Here is a 25,306-nt window from a genome sequence, read left to right as displayed (position 1 = left end):
ATGAATGCACAAGTAATAAAACCTATCACCATATTAATGGCCGATGATGACCCTGATGATCAATTAATGGCCAAAGAGGCATTTGAAGAAAATCGTATGGCAAACCATTTGGTTTTTGTCAATGATGGTGAACAACTCATGCAATACCTTAGACATGAAAAAGGGTATAATAAAGACAATGCGCCAAAACCCGGACTCATACTATTAGACTTGAATATGCCCAAAAAAGACGGACGGTCCGCTTTGAAGGAAATAAAAAGTGACCCGGAGCTTAAGCGTATCCCGGTGGTGATTTTAACTACAAGTAAGTCAGAAGAGGATATCATAAAGAGTTATGATTTAGGGGTTTCTTCTTTTATTTCCAAACCGGTGAGCTTTAATGAACTTATTGAGGTGACCAGGGAGATTGGTAGGTATTGGTTTGGTATTGTGGCTTTACCGTCCTATGAAAAATAACAGGATCTAAAAAAATGGTGAATAAATCAATTAAGATATTACTTGTAGACGATGATGAAGATGATTTTGTGCTCACCAGGGACATCTTGGACGATATTGAAGAGTTTGAATTTGAATTGGAATGGCAAAAAAGTTTCTCCTCAGCCCTGGACCGCATTAAGCAGCAGGACCATGATATTTATTTTGTTGATTATCGGTTGGGAGAAGCGGATGGCATAGATCTTATAAAAGAGTCGGTCGCTGCAGGTGTTTCAGCGCCTATGGTTTTGCTTACGGGTAAAGGAAATAGAAAAGTAGACCGACAGGCCATGGAGCAGGGTGCTGCCGATTTTCTTGTCAAATCGGAGTTGACTCCCCAAATGATGGAACGATGTATTCGTTATGCCCTCAAGCACAGTAGAGCGCTTCAAATGGTGAAAGAAGGGGAGGACAAATTTCGGCAGCTGTTCCAACGCTCAATTGATGCCATATACATATCGGATTTAAATCACGAACTTAAGGATGTCAACCTTTCTTTTTGTCAATTGTTTGGAGTCACTTCAGAGCGTACAAGTTTAAAAAGTCTTAAAGAGTATTTTGAGAAAGCCGATGAGTTTGAAAGATTTTCAGAGGATTTAAAAGAGCATGGTCAGGTCAAAGATTTTCAGGCATCACTTAAACCGGATGATCAGCAACCATTTGCATGCCAGCTAACTTCGGTCGTACGAACCGACTTTAGTGGAAAAATAATTGGTTATCAGGGAATTATACGAGATATGACCTTGCATATAAAAGCTGAAAGGGAGTTGCTGATGGCGGAAAAACTGGCTATGACCGGTAAAATTGCCAGGAGTATTGCACATGAAGTACGTAATCCTCTTACCAACCTGGGTTTGGCGTTGGACCAGCTTGAAGACGAACTGCCAAAAGGTGATAAAGACATTTCTATGTTTATGGGAATCATTGAGAGGAATGCAAAGCGTATTGGTCAACTGATTACCGAAATGCTTAACTCCTCCAAACCGAAAGAGTTACACAAGGAGAAGTATAATATCAATGAAGTGCTGGACGACGCAGTCAACCTCATACGGGACCGTATTACCCTCAAGGGAATGAAATTACATAAACAGTATGACGAGCGTTTGGAGCCGGTATGGGTAGATGCTGAGAAACTCAAAATAGCCATCATTAATGTGCTGGTGAATGCCGTGGAGGCCATGGATGAGAGTAAAGGTGAACTGACCGTTGAGAGTTCGCTTTATAAGGGTATGATCCAGCTGACCATCACCGATAACGGTAGTGGAATACCTGAAGAACACCTGCATACGCTTTTCGATCCGTTTTTTACCAATAAACAAGGTGGAATGGGCCTGGGTTTGACCTCCGCACAAAATATCATTAACAGTCATGGCGGAACAATCCATGCCACCAGTCAGGTAGGAACAGGTACCAGCTTTGTATTTTTACTGCCCCCGGAATAGCGTTGTATCGCAGTAGTGTATTTTTATTCCTGCGATTGAGAAAAAAAATACACACCCATAAGTTTTTTGATATTGTAAGGTTCTATAGGTTAAAGGTTTATCAAAATGGCATGGCAATTGACATAGTAGTACAAAACGATGACTATATGTTAGCATACACCACACCATTAACTTCGACTAACCAAAGTTCTCATGATCCGTCAGATGATATACATCTATTGGCACATGATATTAAAAGTCCTTTAAGCAGGGTCAATGCATTATTGCAACTGGCCAAGTTGAAAGGGTTAGATCCGGAACTGCTGAATATCATTGATATGGCGCTACAGTCCAGCGATGATTTGGGGAAAAAGGTAGATCAAATCCTTAATTCAGCCATGGACAAGACCACAGCTCCTTATGAAAAAATCGATTTCCATGCTATGCTAAAAGATATTAAAGTATCTCTTTCGGCATTAGACAGTTTCGACAGGACCAAATTCATTATTAATATTAATCAGGAAGACGATTATCAGGGAGATCCGATCGTATTATACTCTGTGTTGCATAACTTAATTGAGAATGCTATAAAGTACCGTCGTACTGAAGTGTCAATGAATATTATTATTGTAAGTGTTCATGCAACAGGTAATGTTCTTACCTTAACCGTCAGCGACAATGGACTGGGCATAAGAAAAGAAGATCTGCCCAATATCTTTAATAGATCTTTCCAGGCGAATTTCAGTAACAGCAATAACAGTCACGGATTCGGTTTGTATCTGATCAAAAGGAACGTAGGTAAGTTAGGCGGGCAGGTAGACGTTGAAAGTGAAGAAGGTGAAGGAACTACGTTTACGGTCAAGCTACCTTTCCTTTTGTGTTAATAGTCTCAGGCTTTATAGTTTGTAAAATAAAATTGATGATCTGAGGATACATCGGATTCTATATCGGTAACAAGTTTATTTGATGCCCCTGGGTAAATTCCTATAAAACCATAATACACCGAAATTTTATTTCACTCTCAGTAGGTCATTAATTAATAGATAATTTTATTTATTTTGAAGTGCTTTAAGCATGAATGTATTCGCTTCCGTGCTGATAAGAAACATGGTACTATGCTTATTCCATATTTGACGGCACCCTGTCAAACTCCCCTGATAGTAATTACGACCAATTGTTTGGAGGCATACATACAGAGCTCAATGATTGTTTTGATCTGAAGTCGTTCTTCGAATTTTCTAAGATTGATCTTAACGGATGTTTATCTTCTTTTAAGCAGTATGTTCATGTTATCTATTACCTTAATGACACCTAGTTATTTACTCAATAGACGGTCTTCTAAAGGGCTTATAGCCGGCTTTCTGTTGCAGGGAGCCATATACGCCAGTCAGGGCGCACGCCGAAGAAAGGGACTCCACGATAATAATGACAGGTTAAAAAGGCGACTTCCACTGTCGGCGATACACGTAATATTATGAGCATCTAAGCCCCCATAATAGGGTAAATAATTCTACAGTATGTACTGTCAAACATAGTTATACTCGTAATATGACCCGATATGACTTTGGCAAGGTTTTTCATTAATAAAATATAAAAATGTTTAATTAAAATCTTATATATATGTTACGTTGGACCATCACTTTTCTTGTAATCGCCTTAATAGCAGCTCTTTTTGGATTTGGAGGCATAGCTGCCGGAGCGGCTGCCATTGCTAAAATTATTTTCTTCATCTTCCTGGTACTGCTTGTTATTTCGCTGGTAATGAGTGTCTTTAGAAAGACCTAAACTTTATAACTTAGAGAGAATAAAGCACCATAAGCTGTTTCGTATGTTGGAACAGCTTTTTTTGTTTCTTAATTGGAAATGGTTTTTACACATTTAACCATTTCAATATAAAGATGAGAGACATTGTGAAGGCGAAATCCAATGCGGTATGAGTGATGACCCATCGTACCACGAGCCCGATAGGAGTGGAGTGAGCCTGGGCTTTAAGAGGATGATGGGATGCAATATGTTAAAACCTTTTTACAAACATCAACTGACCATATTTATGATCAAAAGCCTGTTCCACAGCGCCTCTGACATGATTAATACGATAGGTTAAAGCAACGGAATGATAACTAAAACAGGCGCCAAATTGAAGGTGTCCAATGATACGGTTTACATCGCGGGCAGGTAAAACCTGATCTTGGAAAATACCACCCTGAATAGTGGCATTATAACCTACAAGTGATGCGCCACCTGCTACGGTAATGAAGTATTCGGGCGATGAAGTGTATCGTAAACTATTACCATAAAGAATGGTGTGATTGACGGTTGCATGCCTGCCTATGATCAATCGGGCGGATTGTGACCCTTCCAGAAACACATTACCTAACGATCCCCGACTTTCTAAAATTAGTCCGAAGAGTTTTGACGAAAGAACCGGTTTGCGCCAATCCACGACCAGGTGAAGCCCCACCTGGTTCTCAATTTGATTTTCCCAGCCATCGATCTTTTCATCACCAATGATTTTGTGAAACTCGTTTTGTAATTCACCTGCTCTTACGGCAGGGCCGAGAATACCCGCATTAAATTCAATGTTAAGGTTAGCATCCTTAAGCCGGCCGTTTACACTGTATTGACCGTTAAGATAGCCGGCGAATGGCCTGTCGTAACGAAATCTGCTGTCCGTGGAATCATAATTACTTGGAGTGAATGCCTGAATCTGTATCGAGTAATCGATCAGAAGCTCCTTTAAATTATTAAACAGCTTTTTAATGAAGTGTTTTTGCCGGACCCTTTCATTAGGATTATGACGGTAGGTCAATTCCATTCCATAAGTATAATAGCGATCAGAATTCGCATACCAAACAAAGAAATCATTGTCCTTGGAAAATTGTATTTCATGATTGTAACCGGACGACTTTTGCGCTTCTCCCGGTGTAGTAAACGTACATAACCAACCAACCAGGAGTAGCCTGCAGCAGCAGGAAGGTAAAATTTTCATTTTGATAATTGAGTATATAAAAACAGAGTGCAATTACTGTTTGCTGTAAAGGCACTCTGTTTTCTTGGGAAAATATAGTTGAATTACCCTTTATAATGCTGGTGTACTACAAACAGAGAATAAATAGCTCCGGGTAACCAGAATAAAATCGTTAATAACAGGCTAATCCAAAATTCACTTGTGAGGCCGTATGTTAGTCCTACACCCAGGGGAGGTATGATAAATGCCAGTATCATCATCAGAATGTATTCATCACTTTCATTGGCTTTTTTCAGTGCCTTGACGTCCTTTTTTAGCTGCTTTCGTATTTCTTCCCTGGCTTGTTTTGTTTCACGTTTAATCGTCCGCTCTTTTTCCTTGCTATCTGCCAGCTTAACTTCCATATCCGCTAGTCTGACCCGATGTTTCTCTATTAACTCTGCCACCGGTGGCCTTACAGTTGGTATTGATTTTTCTTCATTGCTTGCGAGCAAGTTTTCAGGCCGAGGTTTACCTGTTATCGATGTGGTTTCAGTTACTATTGGGGTAGGTATTGCCACATAGGTGTCTGTCAGAGTCGTGGTACCCTTGTCAATAGGTGACGGATGGCTTTCATAAAACTTGCCCGAAGAAGGGAAGTGTCGGCCATAATCAGGAGAGCAGGCATTCATTACTATAAATGCGATACTTAAAAGCAGGAGATTGCCGAGCGTATTGGATTTTAGCATAAAAGTTAAAATTTTAAAATGTGTGACAAACACACATTTATCAAATATGCTACCAACTTAAACAACCTGAAGAAGCGCCATCAGCATGATGTTTAGCCCGGTTTATTTTTAATAAGTGTAGAACAAACGCCACAGCATATATATAATAACCAACCTCATTTACTCATCCAATGCTAGTGTTAAAGAAATCAGTATAACTCAGCGGTATATTGACAAATGCTAGATCCATTTTTTTCTTTTAAAATATATCAGCATGATCAGCCCGATGAGAAGCATCACACCCCATATGGCGTAATATCCATACCTGTATTGTAATTCAGGCATATAAGTGAAGTTCATTCCATAAATGCCAGCGATAAAAGTTAAGGGTATAAAAATGGTGGCCACTGTGGTCAAAACTTTCATGGTTTCATTCATTTTTTGACTCAGAGATGCAAAATAAATATTGGTAAGGCCTTCCAGTGTTTTTAGTGTGCTATCCACCTCTTCCAGTGCGGCCATTACGGAATTGAGGAGGTCTTTGAAGTATTTCAGGTTACGCTTACCAATAAGAGGTGAATGACCATTATTAACACTTTGAAGACCTTCTTTGAGCGGATTCAGCGATTTTTTTATTAACTGCGCCGAACGTTTTTGGGTTTCCAGCAGCAGGAGTGCAGATTTGTCAGGGTTAGATAACACGTTAGATTCTATTACCGAAATTTCTTTGTTTATGTTATCGATCGATTCAAAGTAGTTATCCAGGATGGAATCTATGAGCTGAGATAAAAGATAGTCACTACCCCTTTTCCTCAGAAATCCGATGCCTTCACTTAACTTATGCCGGATGCCGTCAAAGTGATCGCCACGTTCTTCCTGGAAGGATAAAATGTAGTTAGGTCCTAAAACAAAGCTGATCTGCTCAATGGTTATGTCACCTAAAGCCTTTTTGAGGATTGACCTGGTATTAAAAAATAAATAATGATCGAAATCCTGTACGCGTGGACGTTGGGTGGTATCTAATACTTGCCTTACGGTCATTCGGTCCAGATCCACCGCTTCAGAAATTTCCCTGATGAGCTCTACGTCATGAACACCGTGCAGGTTAACCCAATGATTGGTAGTCGGTTCCAGCTTTCTTAAAAACTGGAAGTTTTCCATCTCTTCCTCTACGGCGCATTCTGTTTGATTATAACGATGCCATTGGCTGCTCACTTCAGTCGTTTTCTCTTCTCCGATGTAGATGAGTTCAGCCTTTGCTTTGGCAGCTGCTTTTTCATTGGCAAATAAGTCAGTGCTTAATCCTGTTAAAGCACGAAGGCTTTTCAGAAGCAGTTTATCCGGCCGCGTAAAGTCATTACTATTCATAGCGGGTTTTTTGTATTTGAAATTGCTATATTAAAGCTTTGGAAAGGTAAGATAGCACATTGTAAGAAATCCATGAAATCGATATCTGTAAGAACTTTCCGTCCGCCAAAACCATCATCCGTATATGCAGAATATTTTAGTTCCGGTAGACTTTTCCATTAAGTCACTTAATGCCCTTGCGCTTGCCAGGACCATTGCGAAAAAAGCCGGAAGCACGTTGCATATCATTCATGTGATAGAAACTCCCCGGAATAACTATAACTTCATGGAAGACATGGATGATCCTCTTAACAAAAGATACATGGAGGACCTGGTAAAATTGCTTAATAGTAAGATGGCGGATTTGAAGCGGGAGAGTGAAGACCGGCAAATCGAGGTAAAAACAGACCTGAAAGTAGGAGTAGCTTACAGAGAAATTAAAAAGGCCATCCGGCATGTGCAGGCTGACCTTGTCATTATTGGAGCCAAAGGCATTACGGATGCCGAAGAATTCTTTTTAGGATCCTTAACGGATAAAATTGTCAGAGCTGTCCCTGTGCCGGTTATTACGGTCAAGGAATTAGTAAGTGAAGATCAGTTTGCTCATATAGTATATGCGACAGACTTAAAAAAAGACCACAAACAACTGCTTTCGTTGCTGGTTACTTTTCAAACATTATTTGATGCTACTATCCATTTGGTGAAGATCAATACCAGGAAGAATTTTAAAAATGACCTGGACGTTGAGGAAGAGCTGTTGCAACTGGTAGAAAAATTCCATTTAAAAGGGTATACCCTGAATAGCTATAGCCATGAAGATGAGGAATATGGCATTGTCTACTTTGCAGATAAAAAAAATGCTGACCTCATTGCCATGGGAATCAATGAAAAAAGTGGTTTTAGAAGATTGATAAGTGGCGGGTCTATAGTAGAAGAAGTGAATGAACATACCTATCGTCCTGTGCTGACGTACCATTTTAACACTAAATACTAAAATGATTCTAGCTGCTATTGAGAGTAACCCAATATTACTGAAGTTTCTGATCATAGCCTTTGGGGTGGTGATCATGGGGTTTTTACTTCGGATGATCCGTCAGACACACGTCATTATTTATATTCTAACAGGAGTATTGATCGGTCCGTATGTTTTAGAATTGGTTCCGGATACTGAATTGATCAGTTCTTTGGGTTCTTTAGGGCTTATCCTGTTGCTGTTTTTTATTGGGATGGAAATTTCCCTGCAATCATTGGTGGCTAATTGGAGAGTATCTGTGATCGGTACTATTTTTCAGGTCATATTGAGTGTTTTAGTAGTGTGGGTAATAGGTCAGTTTTTTGACTGGCCACTAACCAGGGTTTTAACCTTAGGCTTTGTAATCAGCATTAGTAGTACGGCGGTTATTGTCAGGTTATTACAAGATAGTCAACAAATGGAAAACCGGGTGGGACAAAATGTATTGGGCGTGTTACTCGTCCAGGATATACTGATTGTCCCTATGTTGATTACGTTGGGCTATATCTCGGGCGCCCCAACCTCATCTTCAGAAGTAATTTTGCAAGTAGTAGGCGCTGTCCTTATCACTGCGTTTGTCATCTACTTATTGTATAAAAAGGAAGTTAAAATGCCTTTTCATCGCCTGTTGAATAAAGACCATGAAATACAGGTATTCTTTGCCTTTGGTTTATGTTTTGGTTTTTCTGCGATTACCGGTTTTTTTGGGTTGTCGACCGCTTTAGGGTCATTCATCGCCGGTATCCTGGTAGCTACTTCTAAATCTACGGAATGGTTTCATGATAGTCTTTATAGCTTGAAAGTCATCTTTGTCGCCTTGTTTTTTATCTCTGTGGGCATGTTGATCGATGTGAATTTCCTGATAGAGAACTGGGCACTGATTGCTGCACTGGTTCTGGTCATTTTTCTGGCGAATAATCTGATCAATTCGGCTATAATGAAAAGCTTTAAAATGAGTTGGGGAGATAGCATTTATGCCGGAGCACTACTTTCTCAAATTGGAGAATTCAGTTTTGTACTTGGAAACCTGGCTTATTTTAACCAGATCATCAACGAATATGGCTACCAGATGATCGTATGCGTTATATCACTCACTTTACTATTGAGTCCTGTCTGGATTAAAGTGGTAAATGTCCTTACGTCCCGATTGAGCGGGAGAAAATAAAACTTATGCGAACTTCACTGGTTTTTGAATGACCAGGTTATTAGGATAGGAATATGACTTGCCTTCTTCGTCGGTAATTACAATGTAAAATAAGGTGATATCTGAAATAATACCTTCGACAGAATTATCACCGTCGATTATTTTGATGGTGTTTCCAATACGATAAGGGAAAAAGAAAAACAAAATAACGGAAGCGGTCATATTACTGAGTACAGACCAGGTAGCAAATAATGCCACACCTACGATGGTGAAAATGGAGGCAAAATAAACAGATAACCCTTTCACCGATACTTCCCAAACCGTTCCGATCAAGGTGGCGAAAAGCAAAATAAGTGTAATGGTAATGAGTTTTCGAACGTATACTTCACGTGATACCGCTACGCTGTTCTTGTTCCCATGTTTTCTTACCAGCCGAAGGGTAAGCGAGCGAACCAATATCAGGAATAACACCAGGCCTATGGTAATAGACAACTGGATAATGTGTGGTTGAAGGTAGTTAACAATGATGTCCACAGTGTGCGAAAAATAGTATTAAGTATATAAGCAGCATAAAGGTAAAAATAAAATCCTTGTAGATTGCAGGGACGCCTACAAGGATTTTATCAAATGTTCTAATGGGTCTATTGCTTGGAAGAAAAGGCTGTGAACATCCAATGGTCTTTTTCCATTTCTTTAATAAAACCTTTCACCATATCTTCGGTGCCACTGTCGCCATGTTCAATAGCCATTTCTACTGTGTTAAACATATGTTCTAATAGAATCGTGTAGTCGTTTAGTATTTCCGCTACCATATCCATGGCCGGCAGGTTAGTGTCTGACTCTTTAATAACAGCTACTTCCAGGTAGTCTTTCATAGTACTCAACGGTGTTTGACCAAACACCCGGATACGCTCGGCTATGTCATCGATAGCTACTTTTGCTTTATTATATTGGTCCTCAAACTTTTCATGTATGTCGAAAAAATCCGGGCCCTTGACGTTCCAATGAAAATTCCTGAGTTTTTGATAATGTACACTATAGTTAGCCAGTAATTCATTCATAACGGTGACTAACTCGGCAGTTTCCAGTTTTGAATACCCAAGTTTAACAAACGGTTTGGTTTTTTTCTCAATTGCTTTCTCTACTGTTGCGTTTTCCATATTATATTATCTTTTTAGTTACCTTGGAATAAGCATAAAACATTCCAATACTTGCATTGTTCAAGATGGGAAAACGGACAAAGGTTTATGAGTAAATCAGGAAACAGAATGTAGAATAAACTCTACATTCAAGCTCTTTTACGTCCATGTTTGGAATATGATAACAAAAACTACAGATTGATCCTGACATTTAACTAGCCAGTACACGCTTTATACAGGCAAAGAAAACAAACCTATGAAGGCAACGGAAATTAAAATTGTGACCTGCTTCAACAGTGAAAAACTGACCATAAGTTCCGTAATATGAAAGCCGCAGTCAAAAACACTATTTCGGGTTTTCAGCCTTCTACCATCCTGATCCTGGGGTATCTCTGTATTATGCTGATAGGATCTGTCCTGTTGTCGCTATCCATTACCCAGAAAGAAAATGTGGCAGGAATTGATACATTATTTATCGTGACGTCTGCAACTTCCACAACGGGTCTGACGTCTTTTAGTATTGTTGATCATTACAATTGGTTTGGCCAGCTCATTATTATGGTAATGATGCAGGTTGGAGGCATAGGGTATATGTCGATAGCTTCATTTATTGTAATAGGAGGTAGGAAAAAACTTTCCGAGTTTAATACACGGCTCTTAAAAACGGAGTTTGACCTTTCTGAAAAGTATGACCTCAGAAGTTTTGTGAGGATAGTATTCTGGTTTTCACTGATCATAGAAGTCCTTGGCGCTTTGGTACTCTATTTCATTTTTAAAAGCTCAGGCCTGGACCAACCGGTTTGGTTTTCCCTTTTTCATAGTATCTCGGCTTATTGTACAGCGGGTTTTAGCTTATTTACTAATGGGTTTGTACGGTATTCAGATAATCTGGCTTTTAATGCCACGATAACTGTATTATCTATGGCAGGGTGTATTGGATTTATTGTATTTGTGGACCTTTATAAGAGAATAGTTAAAAACACAAAAGCGATCACGTTTACAAGTAAGATCATTTTCCGGTTCACCTTTTGGATATTGACAATTGCCACGTTCATTCTATTCATCTCAGAGTCATCTTGGTCCGATTATCCTACCCAGCAACAATGGCTACTCGCTTTTTTTCAAACTATGACAGCAGTGACCACGGTCGGTTTTAATACAGTGCCGATAGACGAACTGGCCAATGCTTCACTCTTTTTTATTACTATACTGATGCTATCCGGCGCTTCACCTGCCGGTACTGGAGGAGGAATTAAATCTACCACCATATCAGCGATGTTTGCGATCACGCGTTGCACATTAAAGGGCCAGAACGATGTTACATTTATGGGAGTACGCATTCCTATCATACGACTCAGGATGGCTGTGGCTAATTTCTTTTTTTATTTTGCTATTGTAGGCGTTGGTATTTTTCTATTACTTTTAACAGAAACCGGTAACGCATATCACCTGATTTTTGAAGCTATTTCAGCGCTGGGTACGGTGGGTTTAAGCGCCGGTATCACCGGAGATCTTTCTGTAATGGGGAAATTGGTAGTGATCTTGCTCATGTTTTTAGGCCGTATTGGTGCCCTGACCTTTGGCCTAAGTTTACTCCATACGGAAGAAGGTTACGGGAAAACAAAACCTCCTGAAAATATAGCTTTATAATACCCTGAGGTTATTTGTTCAGACGAACGTGGCTGTATTTTAAAATGGCCACAAAGACGGCGCCGCCAATGGCATTTCCAATGGTAGCCCAAACCTGGAAACGCAAATAATCCGTAAACGTTATCTCGTCACTTGTGATCACACCAAGGAATACTTCTATTGAACCTACAATGCAATGGTGCAGGCCTGCCACGCCAATGATAAAAGTGACAAGTATGATTACAAAAATACGGCTGAGAGTTTCCTGTGCAGAGGTTACCAGCCATCCCAACAGCCCCATCATCCATCCGGCCAATAGTGCGCTCAGTAAGATGGTTTTCCAGTCGTAATCTACCATATGATGGGCCAGGTAAGCATAAGAAGAGGGTTCTATAAAACCAACCTGATTGCCTATCTCCGAAATAAGGAAACTAAAGACGTATCCACCTATAAGATTACCTGAGTAAACCGTGCCCCACAATTTGAATAGCTGTTTCAAACGTACAGATCCACTCAATACGGGTAATATAGCCAACGCAGTGTGTTCAGTAAAAAGCTCAGAACGGCCTATAATTACGAAAATGAAGCCGATAGGATAGCTCAGAGCGAGATAGAGATGTAATGATTCAGTGCTAATGGTACCACCAAACAGGCTATATAAAGTACACATAAATAAAACACTAAAGCCTACTTCCAATCCGGCTGCAAAAGCCGATATAAACAAGCCCAGATTGGAGCGATTAAATTCATTGAGACCCGCTTCTATTTGCTCATCTAAAATTTGACGAACTTCTTTGGGTTTGTCTGAAGCTACATTAACGTCTTTTTTTCGACGGGGGAAATTGAGCATCTATGGATTAGTTTGTTGGATGAAAGTTAATGGGAATAGACGAGCAATAAGCAACACTTCTGATCTTTTAGTTGCATTATTTTAAAATGAGGGCTGTGTCCACCGGTAATTCTTTTGCAACCACAGTATCCTTATTGTCATAACGTACACCATCTTTTACATACTGTGTTATGGTCAGGTGGTCCGGCTGTTGAGGTATGACCGTTTTCGTGAGAGGTTCATCTTGACTTTTTTCTTCGTTAGAGAAACATCCTGAAAGAATGATGAGGAAGATCAAAGTGTAAATACTATATAGCCATGATTTTTTAGCCTTCATATTCATAGTGTTTATTTTACTTAAGCACTAGTTAAAAAATCGATCCAGGTTGATTTTACCCACCGAGACGAGGTTTAAGCTACTTTACAGCATTCCTTTTCTTAAAACATGTAGAAATTATGCTACAATAGAAATACAAATTTTTTTGAGGGCCAAAGAAAGTCTGTCTTTTAGCTAAGTCTGTTTTAGATGGCTTCTCTACGGTCGGTTATTAAGATTGGCTTTATGCTTTGTCACGACCTAATACTTTAAAGTACAACTCTTTCAGTTCTGAAGAGATAGGGGGTGTACTGATGTGGCGGTAAACTTTTATCAGGAAGTAAGGATAGATTTTCCAATGTTTCGGGTATACAAAATTGACCTACCTAAACCCCCAACATAGGAAGGTGCTTGATTTGCCGATACGTTAAGGCCAGGGAAATGCAATGTTTTAATTCCGTAACAGGAATCTTGTCATCAAGGTGGAAAAGGATCGCTCTATTACCCTGGTATTGGAAAAGATCTCCATAAACCATCCTGAATGTTTCCACCAGGGTAGTGGTGCAAATAAAGTACATGGCGTAGTACTGAGGGTTGGACCTTTTCCAATCTATTCGAATGGGACTGCCTCTTTTGGTAACATAACTGGGTTCTCCCCATTTTAACGTTTCTGTTAGTTTTTTCAACCCTTCCGTTTCAGAAGCGGTGTCAATAATGACCTGACGAAGATGCTGTATTTTTTGGCGAATGTCCGGAGCGTAGCCTTTAAAAACATCCGCTACTTGAGGTTCACTGATTAATTCCATAGCCTTAAGTTACACATTATCAGAAACAGAAATGCTGGTGCTATCTCTGCATTAACTCATAATGTATGGCCCATTCCCAAACAAGGGAAGGAGATTTTTTTGCCTTTTTTAAAGTATCTGCGATGATTTGATACAATTCTTTGGATGGGTCCAGATGTTAGTCATGTTCATTTCCGATGGACAAATGGGAAATATTTTTATAATTATTCAAACGAGAAACCCACGTTATTTAATAAGTACAGGAAACGATCTGAGATAGAAAATAGCAGTTTAAAATGAATGATCAATAAATGACTTCCAACCTATTAGGTGGCCATGACCAGTCAATTGATCTTCGTCACCTCCGTATACGACATAAGCATTTTCCGGTTCATTTCCGGATAACCGATTCCAATATTTTAACCCTTCAAAAAAGCTCATTGATTTTGTAGCACCTGATTTGATTTCAACAGGAATTAATAATTGCAGGTCATGTTCGATTAATAAATCAATTTCCTTTCCTTTATTATCTCGCCAGAAATATAGATTAGGCTCTTTTCCGCTGTGATACTTTTGTTTAAATAATTCTGCAATGATCAGGTTTTCAAAAATAGCCCCTTTTGCAAAATGAGTTTGTATTTGAGCATATTCCCGGATGCCTAATAAATAATTGAGCAATCCGGTATCATAAAAGTACAGCTTGGGCATTTTTATTAGCCGCTTATTGAAGTTTTTGTAGTGGGGGTATAGCCTGAATACGATATAGCTCGATTCCAGTATGTTGATCCATGACTTTACCGTATTAACAGATATACCAACATCGTTAGACAATTCAGACAGGTTGAGTAACTGTCCTGCTCGTCCGGCACATAATTTTAAAAATGTGGAAAAAGTATTCAAATTACTTACCTGGGTGAGTTGTCGAACATCACGTTCAACATAGGTTTGAACATAATTTGGATAAAAATCATTCGGTTGAATATTTTGATCGAATATTCTGGGGTAGAATCCAGTATAGGCCACTTTTTCAAATGATGGGTCGAGTAACTCTGCATCCTTCAATTCGGCCATACTAAAAGGTAATAATTTTAGAATACCAACCCTTCCTGCAAGACTCTGACTGATTTGTTCTGCAAGTAAAAAATTCTGTGAGCCGGAAAGAACATATTTTTTTGACTGTTCCTCATCTACAATTCCCTGTAAATAGGAAAATATCTCCGGAACCCTTTGTACTTCGTCAAAAACAGCCCCTTCAGGATAATTAGCTAGAAATTTTCTGGGATCATCCTGTGCAAATTGCATGTGATCCGGGTTTTCCAAAGAAACATAGGGCAGATGCGAAAACGTATTCCGTACCAAAGTGGTTTTCCCTGATTGTCTAGGTCCCGTAACCGAAACAATGGGGAATAATTCAATGAGCTGAAGCAGTTTCTCTTTGAGGTTCCTACTAATCATTTTTTAAAGGTACATTTTTGAAATTGAATTTTAAAATTGTACCTTTGTCTTAAAGCGAAATTTTAATTAAATATTGATTTCTGAGTTATTCGGCGTGTTACTTGCCGATGTGAGATGTTAAGCATTTGATTTTTAATTAGCAGTGGTCTTAGGAACTCGAATTAAGGACAAAGAAGCGTTCAAATCCCTTATTCTATTTACCTTTTTAAAACCTGTTAGATAGTAATATTATCCATACTTGAGTATAATTTGTCTATATTCCTATGGGTTTGAGGTATTATTTTTACAGATGTTCTTTAAGCAGGTGAATACGATGGGCTTAAAAACAATGTATGTCGAGTATTAAGCAAGGTGCCGCACCAATGTTGAGGGGCGGCTGAACGGATATAACATACAGGATGTAGAAATAGATCAGTTTAGATATTTTGTAACCGGATGCTGGAAAGACACCTCCATATAACGATCTCTATTCCTGCAAAAACTAAAATATAGAACGCATGAAAAGGACAAGACAATTTCTCTATCTGGTTGCATTGATAACTTTCTGCTTTTATACCCATTCAAAAGCTCAAAAAACCTACCCTAACATTATCATTATTTATGTGGATGATCTGGGATATGGTGACATAGGGGTTAATGGGGCAATAGGAGTAAAAACCCCCTACGTAGATAAGTTGGCTTCCAATGGGATCAATTTTACCGATGCCCATGCTTCTGCCGCTACCTGTACACCTTCCCGATATTCTCTTATTACAGGAAGTTATGCCTTTAGGAACCGGGCCGGAATTTTAAACGGGAATGCTCCGCTCATCATTGACACGGAAATGCGCACACTTCCGGATATGTTGAAAGATGCAGGGTATACAACTGGGGTAGTGGGCAAATGGCATTTGGGTCTTGGCGATGGAAATACGGATTGGAATGGTAGAGTAGAGCCGGGCCCAAAAGAGGTGGGCTTTGACTACAGCTTTTTGATCCCGGCGACGGGAGACCGGGTGCCTACCGTTTTTTTGGAAGATCAAAAGGTGGTCGGATTAGATACTGAAGACCCCATTTCAGTCAATTACAAAACGCCTGTTGATAATGGCTACCCTTTGGGCCGGGACCACCCGGAATTATTAAAGCAATATGCGGACGGTCAACACCTTGGCGCAGTGACCAATGGAATCAGCAGGATAGGCTATATGAAAGGAGGGGAAAGCGCTCTGTGGGTAGACGAAAAAATTCCATTTGTACTTTCAGAAAAGGCAGTCCGCTTTATTGAGGCCAGCAAACAGCAGCCTTTTTTCCTTTTCTTTTCTTTACATGATATTCACCAGCCACGCATTGCAAACGTCAGGTTCATTGAAACCAGTACTATGGGCCCCAGGGGGGACGTTATAGCCCAAATGGACTGGTGTGTGGGTGAGATAACTAATAAATTAAAGAGTCTGGCTATAGAAGACAATACCATAGTGATCTTTACCAGTGATAATGGTCCGATACTTGACGATGGCTATCTGGATTACGCCCGTGAACTGGTAGGAAGGCATACACCAGGCGGACCTTACAGGGGTTCTAAATATTCCATTTACGAAGCAGGGACCCGGATGCCAACCATTGTTTCATGGCCCGGAGAAATCAGGCCGGGGACCAGCCATGCCCTTCTTTCACAAGTTGATTTGTATGCATCTTTGGCCCGCCTGGTAGGTGAAAAATTAAATAAGGGAGATGCACCTGACAGTGAAGATCATTTGGATGCCTGGCTGGGGAAAGAGCAAGAAGGTAGGAAAGTGCTTTTTGAACAGGCTTATGCTTACGGACTCAGGAAAGATAAGTACAAATACATTCAACCAAAACAACGAGATGAAATACCCGGATGGCTCAAAAATAAATTTGTAGATCCTGGTTTTAGTACAATTCCGATGTTATTCGACCTGGAAAAAGATCCGGGAGAAACAAATAACATCGCTGAAGAAAATGTAGCGTTGGTAAAAGAGATGGAAGAGCATCTAAACAAGATATTAAGCGCTCCCACGCGTGAAAAATGATACAAATGGCCAGAAGGTAAGACACATGTATCAGGTATTTGTAAAGTTTGAACATGGACAAGCCGGATATCATCACGCCGGTATTGAATAATGATATACCCTTCAATCTGGTCCGAAAGGTTGATGTAACGATCAGATTTTGTACTGGAAAGAAGTAAGCCTTCAGTAACTTTAGGAAAGTAAAGTGGTGAGTATGAAGCCTGATGGAATAATACAATACTTTATACCCTGGGCAAACCTTTTCAATCTGTTAAATCAATTTGCTATCTTATCTTTTGATCTAAATTACGGATATGCATAGAATTCTTTACCTGGCTCTTTTTATCGGGCCGATGTCGATGTACGCTGTGTCTGCACAGCAAATCACCGGAGAGCTTAAAACCTGGCATTCAGTTACGTTAACCTTAGATGGGCCGGAAACCAGTGAGTACGATACGCTAAATCCATTTCTGAATTACAGGCTACAGGTGACTTTTACGAAAGAGGATACGCAACTCACTGTACCCGGGTACTATGCAGCGGATGGCAATGCAGCTGAAACCGGCAGTCGTTCAGGGAACAAATGGCAGGCACGTTTTGCAGCTCCTTCGGCCGGGGAATGGCATTATAAGGTATCTTTTAGAAAGGGTAAGAATATTTCTATTAGTGATGACCCAAATGCTGGAATACCCATGAATCCGGACGGAACCAGTGGATCGCTCTCTATCCAAAAAACGGATAAAAAAGGGCGGGACTTACGATATAAAGGCCGTCTGGCATATAACAACGGCCCTTACTTTAAATTCACCGGTACTGATGAGTTGTTTATCAAAGGGGGAGCCAACAGCCCCGAAGATTTGCTTGGGTACTATGAATTTGACGATACACCGTTGAAACATCGTTTTGAACCCCACGCCATGGAATGGAAACCCGGAGACCCTACCTGGAAAGGTGGAAAGGGTAAAAATATTGTTGGAGCGCTTAACTACTTAGCTTCCACAGGTATCAATGCGGTTTATTTCCTGACTATGAACGTTATGGGAGATGGTAAAAACGTATGGCCCTGGACTGATGAACATGAGCGTTACCGGTTTGATGTGAGCAAACTTGACCAGTGGGAGATTGTATTTACTCATCTGGATAAGTTAGGACTTGTAAAGCACGTGATCACACAGGAAACGGAAAATGAATGCTTGCTGGACATAGGGCAAACGGGCATTCAACGCAAGCTTTACTACAGAGAACTGATGGCACGCTTTGCGCACCACCCGGGTATAGTATGGAATATGGGAGAAGAAAACGGGATTGCTAAATGGAGCCCTATCGGTCAAACCGATAAGCTTAGAAAGGAAATGATCGACTATATGGTACAACATGAACCCTATGGAAACCCTGTTGTGATCCACACGTTACCCTCGCTGGAAGACCACGAGAACACTATGGCTCCTCTGCTAGGGAGTAAAAGTCCGTTACAAGGGGTATCTTTCCAGGTACACAAGCTGGAGTGGGCTTACGAAACGACCAGGAAGTGGCGCAAAAGATCTATAGAATCCGGGCGCCCCTGGGTAATATGGGTAGATGAGATTGGCCCTGCTCAAAGAGGTGTGTTACCTGATGATTATCCGGACCAGCAGGATACTGTGCGACGCGAGGTGATCTGGGGCAACCTCATGGCGGGAGGTTCGGGAGTAGAACATTACTTTGGATATAAATACCCTCATAGTGACTTGAGTTGTGAAGACTGGCACAGTCGTGACCGCATCTGGAGAATGACTTCCTATGCTACAGAGTTCTTCCAAAAACTTCCTTTAGCACAGATGACTCCTAACAACAGTCTGCTTTCCTATGGGGATGCTTATTGCCTTACGTATCCCGGTAACACTTATGTTATATATCTGAAATCCGGGGGTGAAACCACACTGGACCTTACCGGGATCAATGGTAAATACTCGGTAAGCTGGTACGATCCCCGAAAGGGAGGAGCACTTCAAAAAGGGGAGATCAAAACCCTTAAAGGTGGAGATAAGCATGCTTTGGGAACGCCGCCTCATAGTCCGCAATCTGACTGGGTTGTACTGGTGAATAAAAAATAAGGCGAAATATTTGTCGTAAGATCAATGTTATTCTCTTTTCAGCTTCATATTTGCTGATGACACCTCGACTACTATAAAGGTGATGTTTTGATTACCCTTTTTGCCTCTTTATAACTTTTAGTTGTTCATTAGGTATGTTGAACTGGATTTGCGGCATGACATCTCAATGGGCTCGATAAAGGTGAAATGAGTAAAACAACTTCTTGAAAAGGGATCTTCTTACTTCATTGAATACTATCTTTTGTTTTTATTCCAGTTAGATTAACGTTAAATATCCATTCCGGAAGTAAGCATAGTGTATATGAAAAAATCGTTCTCCTCAGACCTTCCACCTCTCTATAAACTGGACAGTTTTAGCCTGAAGGCAACCAACAACTCATTTTACATTGAACAGTTCAAGCCGCATCTTGCAAAACACAAATTTGTCAGCCGACCCCATAACCATGATTTTTACCTGCTTTTGTATGTTACTAGTGGAGGCGGAACCCATAATATTGACTTTAGAAATTATTCGGTAAAACCGGGAAGTTTTTTTCTAATGACCCCGGGCCAGGTGCATTCATGGCGTTTGGAACCGGATACAGATGGATACATTATTTTTTTTCTTCGGGAATTTTATCAAATGAACCTGAACTGTAATAACCTGATCGAATTTCCTTTTTTTCATACGCTAAATGCCAATCCTTTGATCCAATTACCTTCCGAATTGCATGCCATTGATTTTATAGTCACGGAGATGCATGAAGAATTTAGAAAATCGGACAGGGCTATCGATTTGCGAATTTTGAGAAGTTACCTGGATCTTCTTCTATTGAAGTTGGCCCGGTATTACCCAAAGGACGGTCAGGAGAGGTTTGCCAATGCGTCTACGCAAAAGTTAAGAAAGCTGGAACAGTTGATCGATCAGTACTACATTGAACTGAAGAAACCCAACGAATATGCGGACCTGTTGCATATATCCCCTTCCTATTTAAATAGTATATGCAAGAAGCATGTGGGGCAAACGTTAACTAATCTCATATCCGACCGATTAATATTAGAGGCAAAGCGTCTGTTTGCACATTCAGATCTAACGGTAAGCCAGGTTTCCGAACAATTAAAATTCTCTTCCGCTTCCTATTTCATTCGTTTTTTTAAAAAGCATGTAGGCGAAAACCCGGAACAGTTTAAGCAAACACTAAATCGTGCTATATAAAGGATGATTTGTCTCAGTTTTGCTTTTATCGGTTACGTTTCTTTGTGGATACCATTGATAAGCGCATTATGAATTCCTTGCTGCAAAGTATATTAACCGTTAGATGTCCCCGATGCCGTGAGGGCAGAATGTTTGCCAGGGGCACATTATATCACCCTAAAAAGTTCATGGATATGAATAAAAACTGTCCCTGTTGCGGGCAGACCTTTGAACCGGAACCCGGGTATTATTTTGGCGCTATGTTCATTAGTTACGGGTTCAGTGCGGCCTACTTTTTGGGGGTCTGGATGCTGTCCTATATATTCTTTGATGAAGTCGGTGCATTGGAAATGATGGTAGCGATCATTTTGGTGGTAGTGGGACTTCTGCCTTTGACTTTCAGATGGTCCAGAGTTTTGTGGATCAGCATATTTGTACGATTTGAGAAGGACAGCAAGAACATATTTCAGGAATGATCGATGGTATTTAATAATAACCTCAGCCAGTATCTCTTAGATTGAAAGGGAAGATTACTTCCTGTATGGGGCATTCGCTAAAAAAATGTCGCATGAAGATAAGGTCCAATGTGCTTGCATGACTGGTTACTGCCGTTTCATTAATTATTCAGAAAGCTTCGCCAATCCCGAAATACTGCCCTTGGCTGTTATTTCCGAAAGCATGATCGTACCGGAGGTTAATCCGATTTTGTGAGATCAACGCAAACCTCAATCCAATGCCAGCGGCAAATGTAGTTTCGTTCAGGTCTAACCGGTCATATGCCGGCATTACATTTCCAGTGCTGACAAAGAATACAGCTCCCAATTTTCCCCCCAGCATCTGACGGTATTCCATTTGAAACGCCAATGAATACCGGTCACGATAGGCTCCTGCAAAATAGCCTCTTTGTATGGCACTTCCCCCCTGCATACCTAGCTCTGCAAAAGGAACACGCCCAAAGGTGGCCTGGTGTAGCAGTTGAAAGGCCAATACATGATAAGGCCGTTTTGAAAGGGGTATATAATGACGAAAATCTACGGTTAGAACTTCAAAAGAGTGGGTGCTTCCGGTGGCGTTCCTGTGTAATTCTCCTCGCAAATTAAGAAAGGTGCCCCGATAGGCATTTAAAATGTTGTCACGGCTTTCCCACCTTAACAGCAGTGCCGGCGCTGACGCAGTAAAACCCCTGTAGCCCACCGGCCTGTCCGTCTCCAGAATACCTCCTTCCGGAGGAGTGAAAATGTCCTGGTGATTGAACCGGTAACCGGCGCCTGCGTACACGTTCTTCATTACTTTTCGCAGCAATGCTATATCGATGGAGAGTGCCCGGAAGCGGTATCTGTCGTATTTATCAAGGTCCACATTATTGCCTGTTCCATAATACCTCCATTCACTGTTAACACCGCTGATCATCAGGTCAAGCGAATAGTCGTTTTGTTTAAAAAACAGGTTGCCTGGTATTTGTATGCCATATTGTTCGCGGAACGTACCAAACACCTGCGGACTGAGAAAAGAAGAGCGTAATAGTGTGTCTTCAGGGGTTGTCTTGAAGTTGAATATAGGATTGACCCCTAATAACAAACCTACTTCAGGGCTTACACTGATCAAAGGAATTATTTCCCAATTATATTGTTTGGTAGAATCCGTTTGAGCATGAATACAAAAGGAAAAGCCAAGTAAGATGGTCGTATATATGATTTTTATATAATAATACATTAGTAGATGTAAATGATTGAGTTTGATATGTTTTTTGTTGTTTGATGTGCCAAATTTGGAGAGTACAACTGTACGTAGAAAGCTGATGGTACCGAGCCGGGGCCAAACATGGGGTGAAGAGGGCCTAAACCAAGGAGAAATGGTTGTAACAAGCTGGAATTCAAAAGTATGATAAGGGTAGAAACAAAGGTGGGTCAGTTAAAACCTCTTTGGGACTTCTTCAAGCTCAAATGGGGTCAATTAGCCAGCCTTAATGTTGGTTCCCAAAGCCGCCGGAGCTAACTTCAATAACCAAAGACGGTCGGTTTATGACACCAAAACTGAAGTATATTATTTCCTATGTGCGTGAGCGCATCCCTCAATGGTTCTTTATCCCGTTATTATACCTGCTTTTTCGGGATGAGAAGAGTTTGCAGAACTGGAATCCGGATTTTGTTGATTGGGAGCCCTGGATTGCCATGGGATATATTTATATCCTTTGGGAAGGTAATCGATATGTAGGTTCTTTTTGGAATAAAAGACTACCCGGGTTTGAATTCACCATTCGACGGTTAGTTTGGCAGATGCTGAGTTGCACTTTATTTATCTTACTATTTTGCCTGTTATTCTTAGGTGGTTTTAGGTTTTTTGAAGTTATGCCTTCTATTTCATTCCGTGTATTCAAAGACAATTTCTTATACGGCCTTCTTGTAAGCTATCTTATTATCGCTGTTTATGAGGGGGTTGATTTTTATCAGGGATGGAAAGTACACCTTACCAAGGCAGAAAAACTGGCAAGGGAAAAGTCAGAAATACAGCTGGCACTGGTAGATGCACAACTATCCGCTTTGCGGGACCAGCTTAACCCACATTTCCTTTTTAACAGTTTGAATACACTCTCCTCATTAATTGATCTGAAAAATAAGAAAGCTATCACCTATTTAGAGCAACTGGCTGACGTTTACAGGTACTTGTTGGAGCACCGTGCCAGACATCTCATTTCTTTGAAGGAAGAACTCACCTTTGCACAAGCTTATATTTCATTAAATAAAAGCAGGTTTCGAGACGATCTGGCTTATAAAGTGATGTTGAACACTAAGGATGATGATGTGCAACTACCACCATACGCGCTCCAGTTAATGCTTGAAAATGCAATTAAACATAACGCCATTTCTCCGGGTAACCCTTTGGTGATCGTGGTGACTGATACCCCGGATCATTTGGTGATCACCAATAACAAAAGGGCTAAATCTGTATTAGAACCTTCTACGGGTATGGGGTTAAAAAACCTCAAGCGTCGCTGTATAATGGCCACCGGTAAACCTCTGCAGGTAATAGAGTCCGAAGATTCTTTTACCGTAAAAGTGCCTTTTGTTCATAGGGATGCTTTTCCTGCACCATTACCCGATGTCTCTACCTTAACACCCTAACTACTTACAAATATGCGCACCGTGATCATTGAAGACGAATATCCCGCTGCTGAGCGATTACAGGAATTGGTTGAACTGGTAGCTCCCGAATCTGATGTGGTAGCCATCCTCGGCTCTGTCACGGCAGCAAATCAATGGTTTGAAACCCATCCCATGCCCGATCTTATTTTCTCTGACATACAACTTTCAGATGGATTGGTCTTTGAAGTACTGGAAAAAAACAGCATTAAGACCCCTGTCATTTTTACCACCTCTTTTGATCAATATGCCATCAGGGCCTTTAAGCTGAATGGAATGGATTATTTGCTGAAACCTATCAAGCAGGTGGAACTGCGCACTGCGATAGAAAAATATAAGACCTTACGCCCCGATTTTTCTCTTCAAGACCAGTTTTTTCGTATGCAGGATTTAATTGAAAACTTCAGGCAAGATGGGAAAAAACAGTATAAGGACAGGTTCCTGGTGAAATACAATGACCAACTGCTCAAAGTTAGAACAGAAGAGATCGCCTATTTTTATACTACCAATGAGATGGTACTGCTTCAGAAATACGACGGTGGACAATATCTGATCGATTACACCCTGGAAGAATTGGAAGGCAATCTTGACCCTACCGTGTTCTTTAGACTTAACCGTCAATTAATGGTACACCTCGATGCAATTCAGGCCATACATTTGTACTTCAACAAGCGGCTAAAAGTAGAGCTGAACCCGGCATTTAATGAAGAGGTTATTATAAGTAAGGCCAAATCTCCCGCTTTCAAAAGGTGGCTGGATGGAAAGCATTATGAATGAGTAGGCATTTGACCGGATTTCAGTCCGTGATTGAAGTCTACTAATATTCGACAGTTTACCATGCCTTTTTTATGTAAGCCAGCCATTAAAACCCATCTTAAATAACTGTGACAGGTCCGATAATTCCCATGGAATTATATTTCTGATGTCGGGTCCAATTTTGTGCCACCTTATTATCTGACAGGCTTTTAAGATAATTACCGGTGATAGTTGTCAATTTGATGGTAAGCTTGTTTTCTCCTTCTTTCAGCGCCTTTTTAATATTAAAAATATGTGCACCATACCATTTGGTTCCAATGTGCTCTCCATTTATAGTAAGCTCTGAAATGCCTTGAACATCTCCTAAATTGAGGTATTGGTATTTGTTTGAGTCAATGGTTAGCGTTTTTTCATAAATAACCTCGCCGGCAAAATCCCTGGTCTTGCTATTTTCGATCAGGTCGGTTAAAGTTTCTAATTTTATTTGCTCTGTCTCCCCGTTGATATGATTAAGTTGCAATTTCCATACTCCTGATAATTCTTTTCCTTCCCTTTTGAAATCGAATGGTTGAAATTTTTCTCCTATTGAGCTACTTTCAAAAACAATTACTATTGAAGTAGCCCGGGGAAGTGCTAAATCAAGTTCACTTCTGCCTCCACTGGTTGGGTAAAGCATCTTTTCTCCTGTTTCAGGGTTCCAAACCCAGGGATAGAGATCATCTGGCACCTGGAAATCAGCTTTAACTGAAATGTGTTCAGACAAACGTATCCATCCGAAGAACCGCATATTTCAAAGTTGGCCTAAACCCTGTAATCTTGCGTGATGAAAAGACACGACGCTTCAAAGATGCAAGAGCATTACGAAGAGTGGCTGCTATCGGGCAAGAGCAAAAAGGAGTTTGCGTTGG

Annotated in this window: 24 protein-coding genes; 13 read left to right on the top strand and 11 right to left on the bottom strand. The window is 40.5% G+C overall.

Annotated features, from left to right (window positions below; genetic code table 11):
- From FNH22_RS05395 to FNH22_RS05380, 4 genes are all read left to right on the top strand, one after another.
- Nucleotides 1-456: a response regulator gene (locus FNH22_RS05395; RefSeq protein WP_143397323.1), complete on the top strand. Its 456-nt coding sequence runs from the start codon at nt 1-3 to the stop codon at nt 454-456.
- 14 nt (nt 457-470) lie between these two features.
- Entirely contained in the window at nt 471-1,916 is a 1,446-nt protein-coding gene (locus FNH22_RS05390) for an ATP-binding protein (RefSeq protein WP_143397322.1), read from the top strand.
- 110 nt (nt 1,917-2,026) lie between these two features.
- On the top strand, nt 2,027-2,779 hold the full coding sequence (locus tag FNH22_RS05385; protein WP_143397321.1) for a HAMP domain-containing sensor histidine kinase: 753 nt from the start codon (nt 2,027-2,029) through the stop codon (nt 2,777-2,779).
- 736 nt (nt 2,780-3,515) lie between these two features.
- Nucleotides 3,516-3,680: a DUF1328 family protein gene (locus tag FNH22_RS05380; RefSeq protein ID WP_143397320.1), complete on the top strand. Its 165-nt coding sequence runs from the start codon at nt 3,516-3,518 to the stop codon at nt 3,678-3,680.
- Between the two features lie 229 nt (nt 3,681-3,909).
- Here FNH22_RS05380 and FNH22_RS05375 read toward each other — a convergent pair whose 3' ends face one another.
- The 3 genes from FNH22_RS05375 to corA form a co-directional block, all read right to left on the bottom strand.
- Entirely contained in the window at nt 3,910-4,884 is a 975-nt protein-coding gene (locus tag FNH22_RS05375; RefSeq protein WP_143397319.1) for a lipid A deacylase LpxR family protein, read from the bottom strand.
- 83 nt (nt 4,885-4,967) lie between these two features.
- Nucleotides 4,968-5,591 (bottom strand): YqaE/Pmp3 family membrane protein, encoded by a 624-nt coding sequence (locus FNH22_RS32605; RefSeq protein ID WP_255517993.1) that lies wholly within the window; start codon nt 5,589-5,591, stop codon nt 4,968-4,970.
- A gap of 219 nt (nt 5,592-5,810) precedes the next feature.
- Nucleotides 5,811-6,938, bottom strand: a complete 1,128-nt coding sequence (corA, locus tag FNH22_RS05365; RefSeq protein WP_143397318.1) for a magnesium/cobalt transporter CorA — start codon at nt 6,936-6,938, stop codon at nt 5,811-5,813.
- Between the two features lie 124 nt (nt 6,939-7,062).
- Here corA and FNH22_RS05360 point away from each other — a divergent pair, with 124 nt between their 5' ends.
- On the top strand, nt 7,063-7,911 hold the full coding sequence (locus tag FNH22_RS05360) for a universal stress protein (protein WP_143397317.1): 849 nt from the start codon (nt 7,063-7,065) through the stop codon (nt 7,909-7,911).
- Nucleotide 7,912: 1 nt separating this feature from the next.
- Nucleotides 7,913-9,094, top strand: coding sequence for a cation:proton antiporter (locus tag FNH22_RS05355; protein WP_143397316.1), 1,182 nt, complete (start codon nt 7,913-7,915; stop codon nt 9,092-9,094).
- A 3-nt stretch (nt 9,095-9,097) separates the two neighbouring features.
- Here the strand turns inward: FNH22_RS05355 and FNH22_RS05350 are convergent, their stop codons facing one another.
- Both FNH22_RS05350 and FNH22_RS05345 read right to left on the bottom strand, forming a co-directional pair.
- The gene (locus FNH22_RS05350; protein ID WP_143397315.1) at nt 9,098-9,607 is read right to left on the bottom strand and encodes a mechanosensitive ion channel domain-containing protein; all 510 of its coding nucleotides are present in this window, start codon (nt 9,605-9,607) and stop codon (nt 9,098-9,100) included.
- A 107-nt stretch (nt 9,608-9,714) separates the two neighbouring features.
- Nucleotides 9,715-10,233: a Dps family protein gene (locus FNH22_RS05345; protein ID WP_143397314.1), complete on the bottom strand. Its 519-nt coding sequence runs from the start codon at nt 10,231-10,233 to the stop codon at nt 9,715-9,717.
- 303 nt (nt 10,234-10,536) lie between these two features.
- On the opposite strand from FNH22_RS05345, the gene FNH22_RS05340 reads away from it, so the two are divergent.
- Entirely contained in the window at nt 10,537-11,862 is a 1,326-nt protein-coding gene (locus tag FNH22_RS05340; protein ID WP_143397313.1) for a TrkH family potassium uptake protein, read from the top strand.
- A 10-nt stretch (nt 11,863-11,872) separates the two neighbouring features.
- Here the strand turns inward: FNH22_RS05340 and FNH22_RS05335 are convergent, their stop codons facing one another.
- From FNH22_RS05335 to FNH22_RS05320, 4 genes are all read right to left on the bottom strand, one after another.
- Nucleotides 11,873-12,691, bottom strand: coding sequence for a formate/nitrite transporter family protein (locus FNH22_RS05335; RefSeq protein ID WP_143397312.1), 819 nt, complete (start codon nt 12,689-12,691; stop codon nt 11,873-11,875).
- Nucleotides 12,692-12,767: 76 nt separating this feature from the next.
- On the bottom strand, nt 12,768-13,007 hold the full coding sequence (locus FNH22_RS05330; RefSeq protein WP_143397311.1) for a hypothetical protein: 240 nt from the start codon (nt 13,005-13,007) through the stop codon (nt 12,768-12,770).
- A 365-nt stretch (nt 13,008-13,372) separates the two neighbouring features.
- Entirely contained in the window at nt 13,373-13,792 is a 420-nt protein-coding gene (locus FNH22_RS05325) for a DUF1801 domain-containing protein (RefSeq protein WP_143397310.1), read from the bottom strand.
- Between the two features lie 270 nt (nt 13,793-14,062).
- Nucleotides 14,063-15,226: an ATP-binding protein gene (locus tag FNH22_RS05320; protein ID WP_143397309.1), complete on the bottom strand. Its 1,164-nt coding sequence runs from the start codon at nt 15,224-15,226 to the stop codon at nt 14,063-14,065.
- Between the two features lie 497 nt (nt 15,227-15,723).
- On the opposite strand from FNH22_RS05320, the gene FNH22_RS05315 reads away from it, so the two are divergent.
- The 4 genes from FNH22_RS05315 to FNH22_RS05300 all read left to right on the top strand — a co-directional run bounded on the left by FNH22_RS05315 (nt 15,724) and on the right by FNH22_RS05300 (nt 20,978).
- A complete protein-coding gene (locus FNH22_RS05315) occupies nt 15,724-17,256 on the top strand; it encodes an arylsulfatase (protein ID WP_143397308.1) in 1,533 nt (510 codons plus the stop codon).
- Between the two features lie 293 nt (nt 17,257-17,549).
- On the top strand, nt 17,550-19,328 hold the full coding sequence (locus FNH22_RS05310; protein ID WP_143397307.1) for a DUF5060 domain-containing protein: 1,779 nt from the start codon (nt 17,550-17,552) through the stop codon (nt 19,326-19,328).
- A gap of 301 nt (nt 19,329-19,629) precedes the next feature.
- Complete coding sequence (locus FNH22_RS05305; RefSeq protein WP_143397306.1) at nt 19,630-20,523, top strand: AraC family transcriptional regulator; 894 nt, start codon at nt 19,630-19,632, stop codon at nt 20,521-20,523.
- A gap of 68 nt (nt 20,524-20,591) precedes the next feature.
- Entirely contained in the window at nt 20,592-20,978 is a 387-nt protein-coding gene (locus tag FNH22_RS05300; RefSeq protein WP_370513168.1) for a DUF983 domain-containing protein, read from the top strand.
- 148 nt (nt 20,979-21,126) lie between these two features.
- Here the strand turns inward: FNH22_RS05300 and FNH22_RS05295 are convergent, their stop codons facing one another.
- Nucleotides 21,127-22,215 carry a BamA/TamA family outer membrane protein gene (locus FNH22_RS05295; protein ID WP_143397305.1) on the bottom strand — a complete coding sequence of 363 codons (1,089 nt, stop codon included), beginning with the start codon at nt 22,213-22,215 and terminating at the stop codon, nt 21,127-21,129.
- Nucleotides 22,216-22,523: 308 nt separating this feature from the next.
- Here FNH22_RS05295 and FNH22_RS05290 point away from each other — a divergent pair, with 308 nt between their 5' ends.
- Complete coding sequence (locus FNH22_RS05290) at nt 22,524-23,624, top strand: sensor histidine kinase (protein WP_143397304.1); 1,101 nt, start codon at nt 22,524-22,526, stop codon at nt 23,622-23,624.
- A 12-nt stretch (nt 23,625-23,636) separates the two neighbouring features.
- On the top strand, nt 23,637-24,419 hold the full coding sequence (locus tag FNH22_RS05285; protein ID WP_143397303.1) for a LytTR family DNA-binding domain-containing protein: 783 nt from the start codon (nt 23,637-23,639) through the stop codon (nt 24,417-24,419).
- 97 nt (nt 24,420-24,516) lie between these two features.
- Here the strand turns inward: FNH22_RS05285 and FNH22_RS05280 are convergent, their stop codons facing one another.
- Nucleotides 24,517-25,185 (bottom strand): glycosylhydrolase-like jelly roll fold domain-containing protein, encoded by a 669-nt coding sequence (locus tag FNH22_RS05280; RefSeq protein WP_143397302.1) that lies wholly within the window; start codon nt 25,183-25,185, stop codon nt 24,517-24,519.
- Nucleotides 25,186-25,306 lie beyond the last annotated feature (121 nt).

Source organism: Fulvivirga sp. M361, from assembly GCF_007097395.1.
Taxonomy (GTDB): domain Bacteria; phylum Bacteroidota; class Bacteroidia; order Cytophagales; family Cyclobacteriaceae; genus Fulvivirga.
Note: the sequence above shows the minus strand (reverse complement) of the source record. Positions and strands in the feature narration are given on the sequence as shown.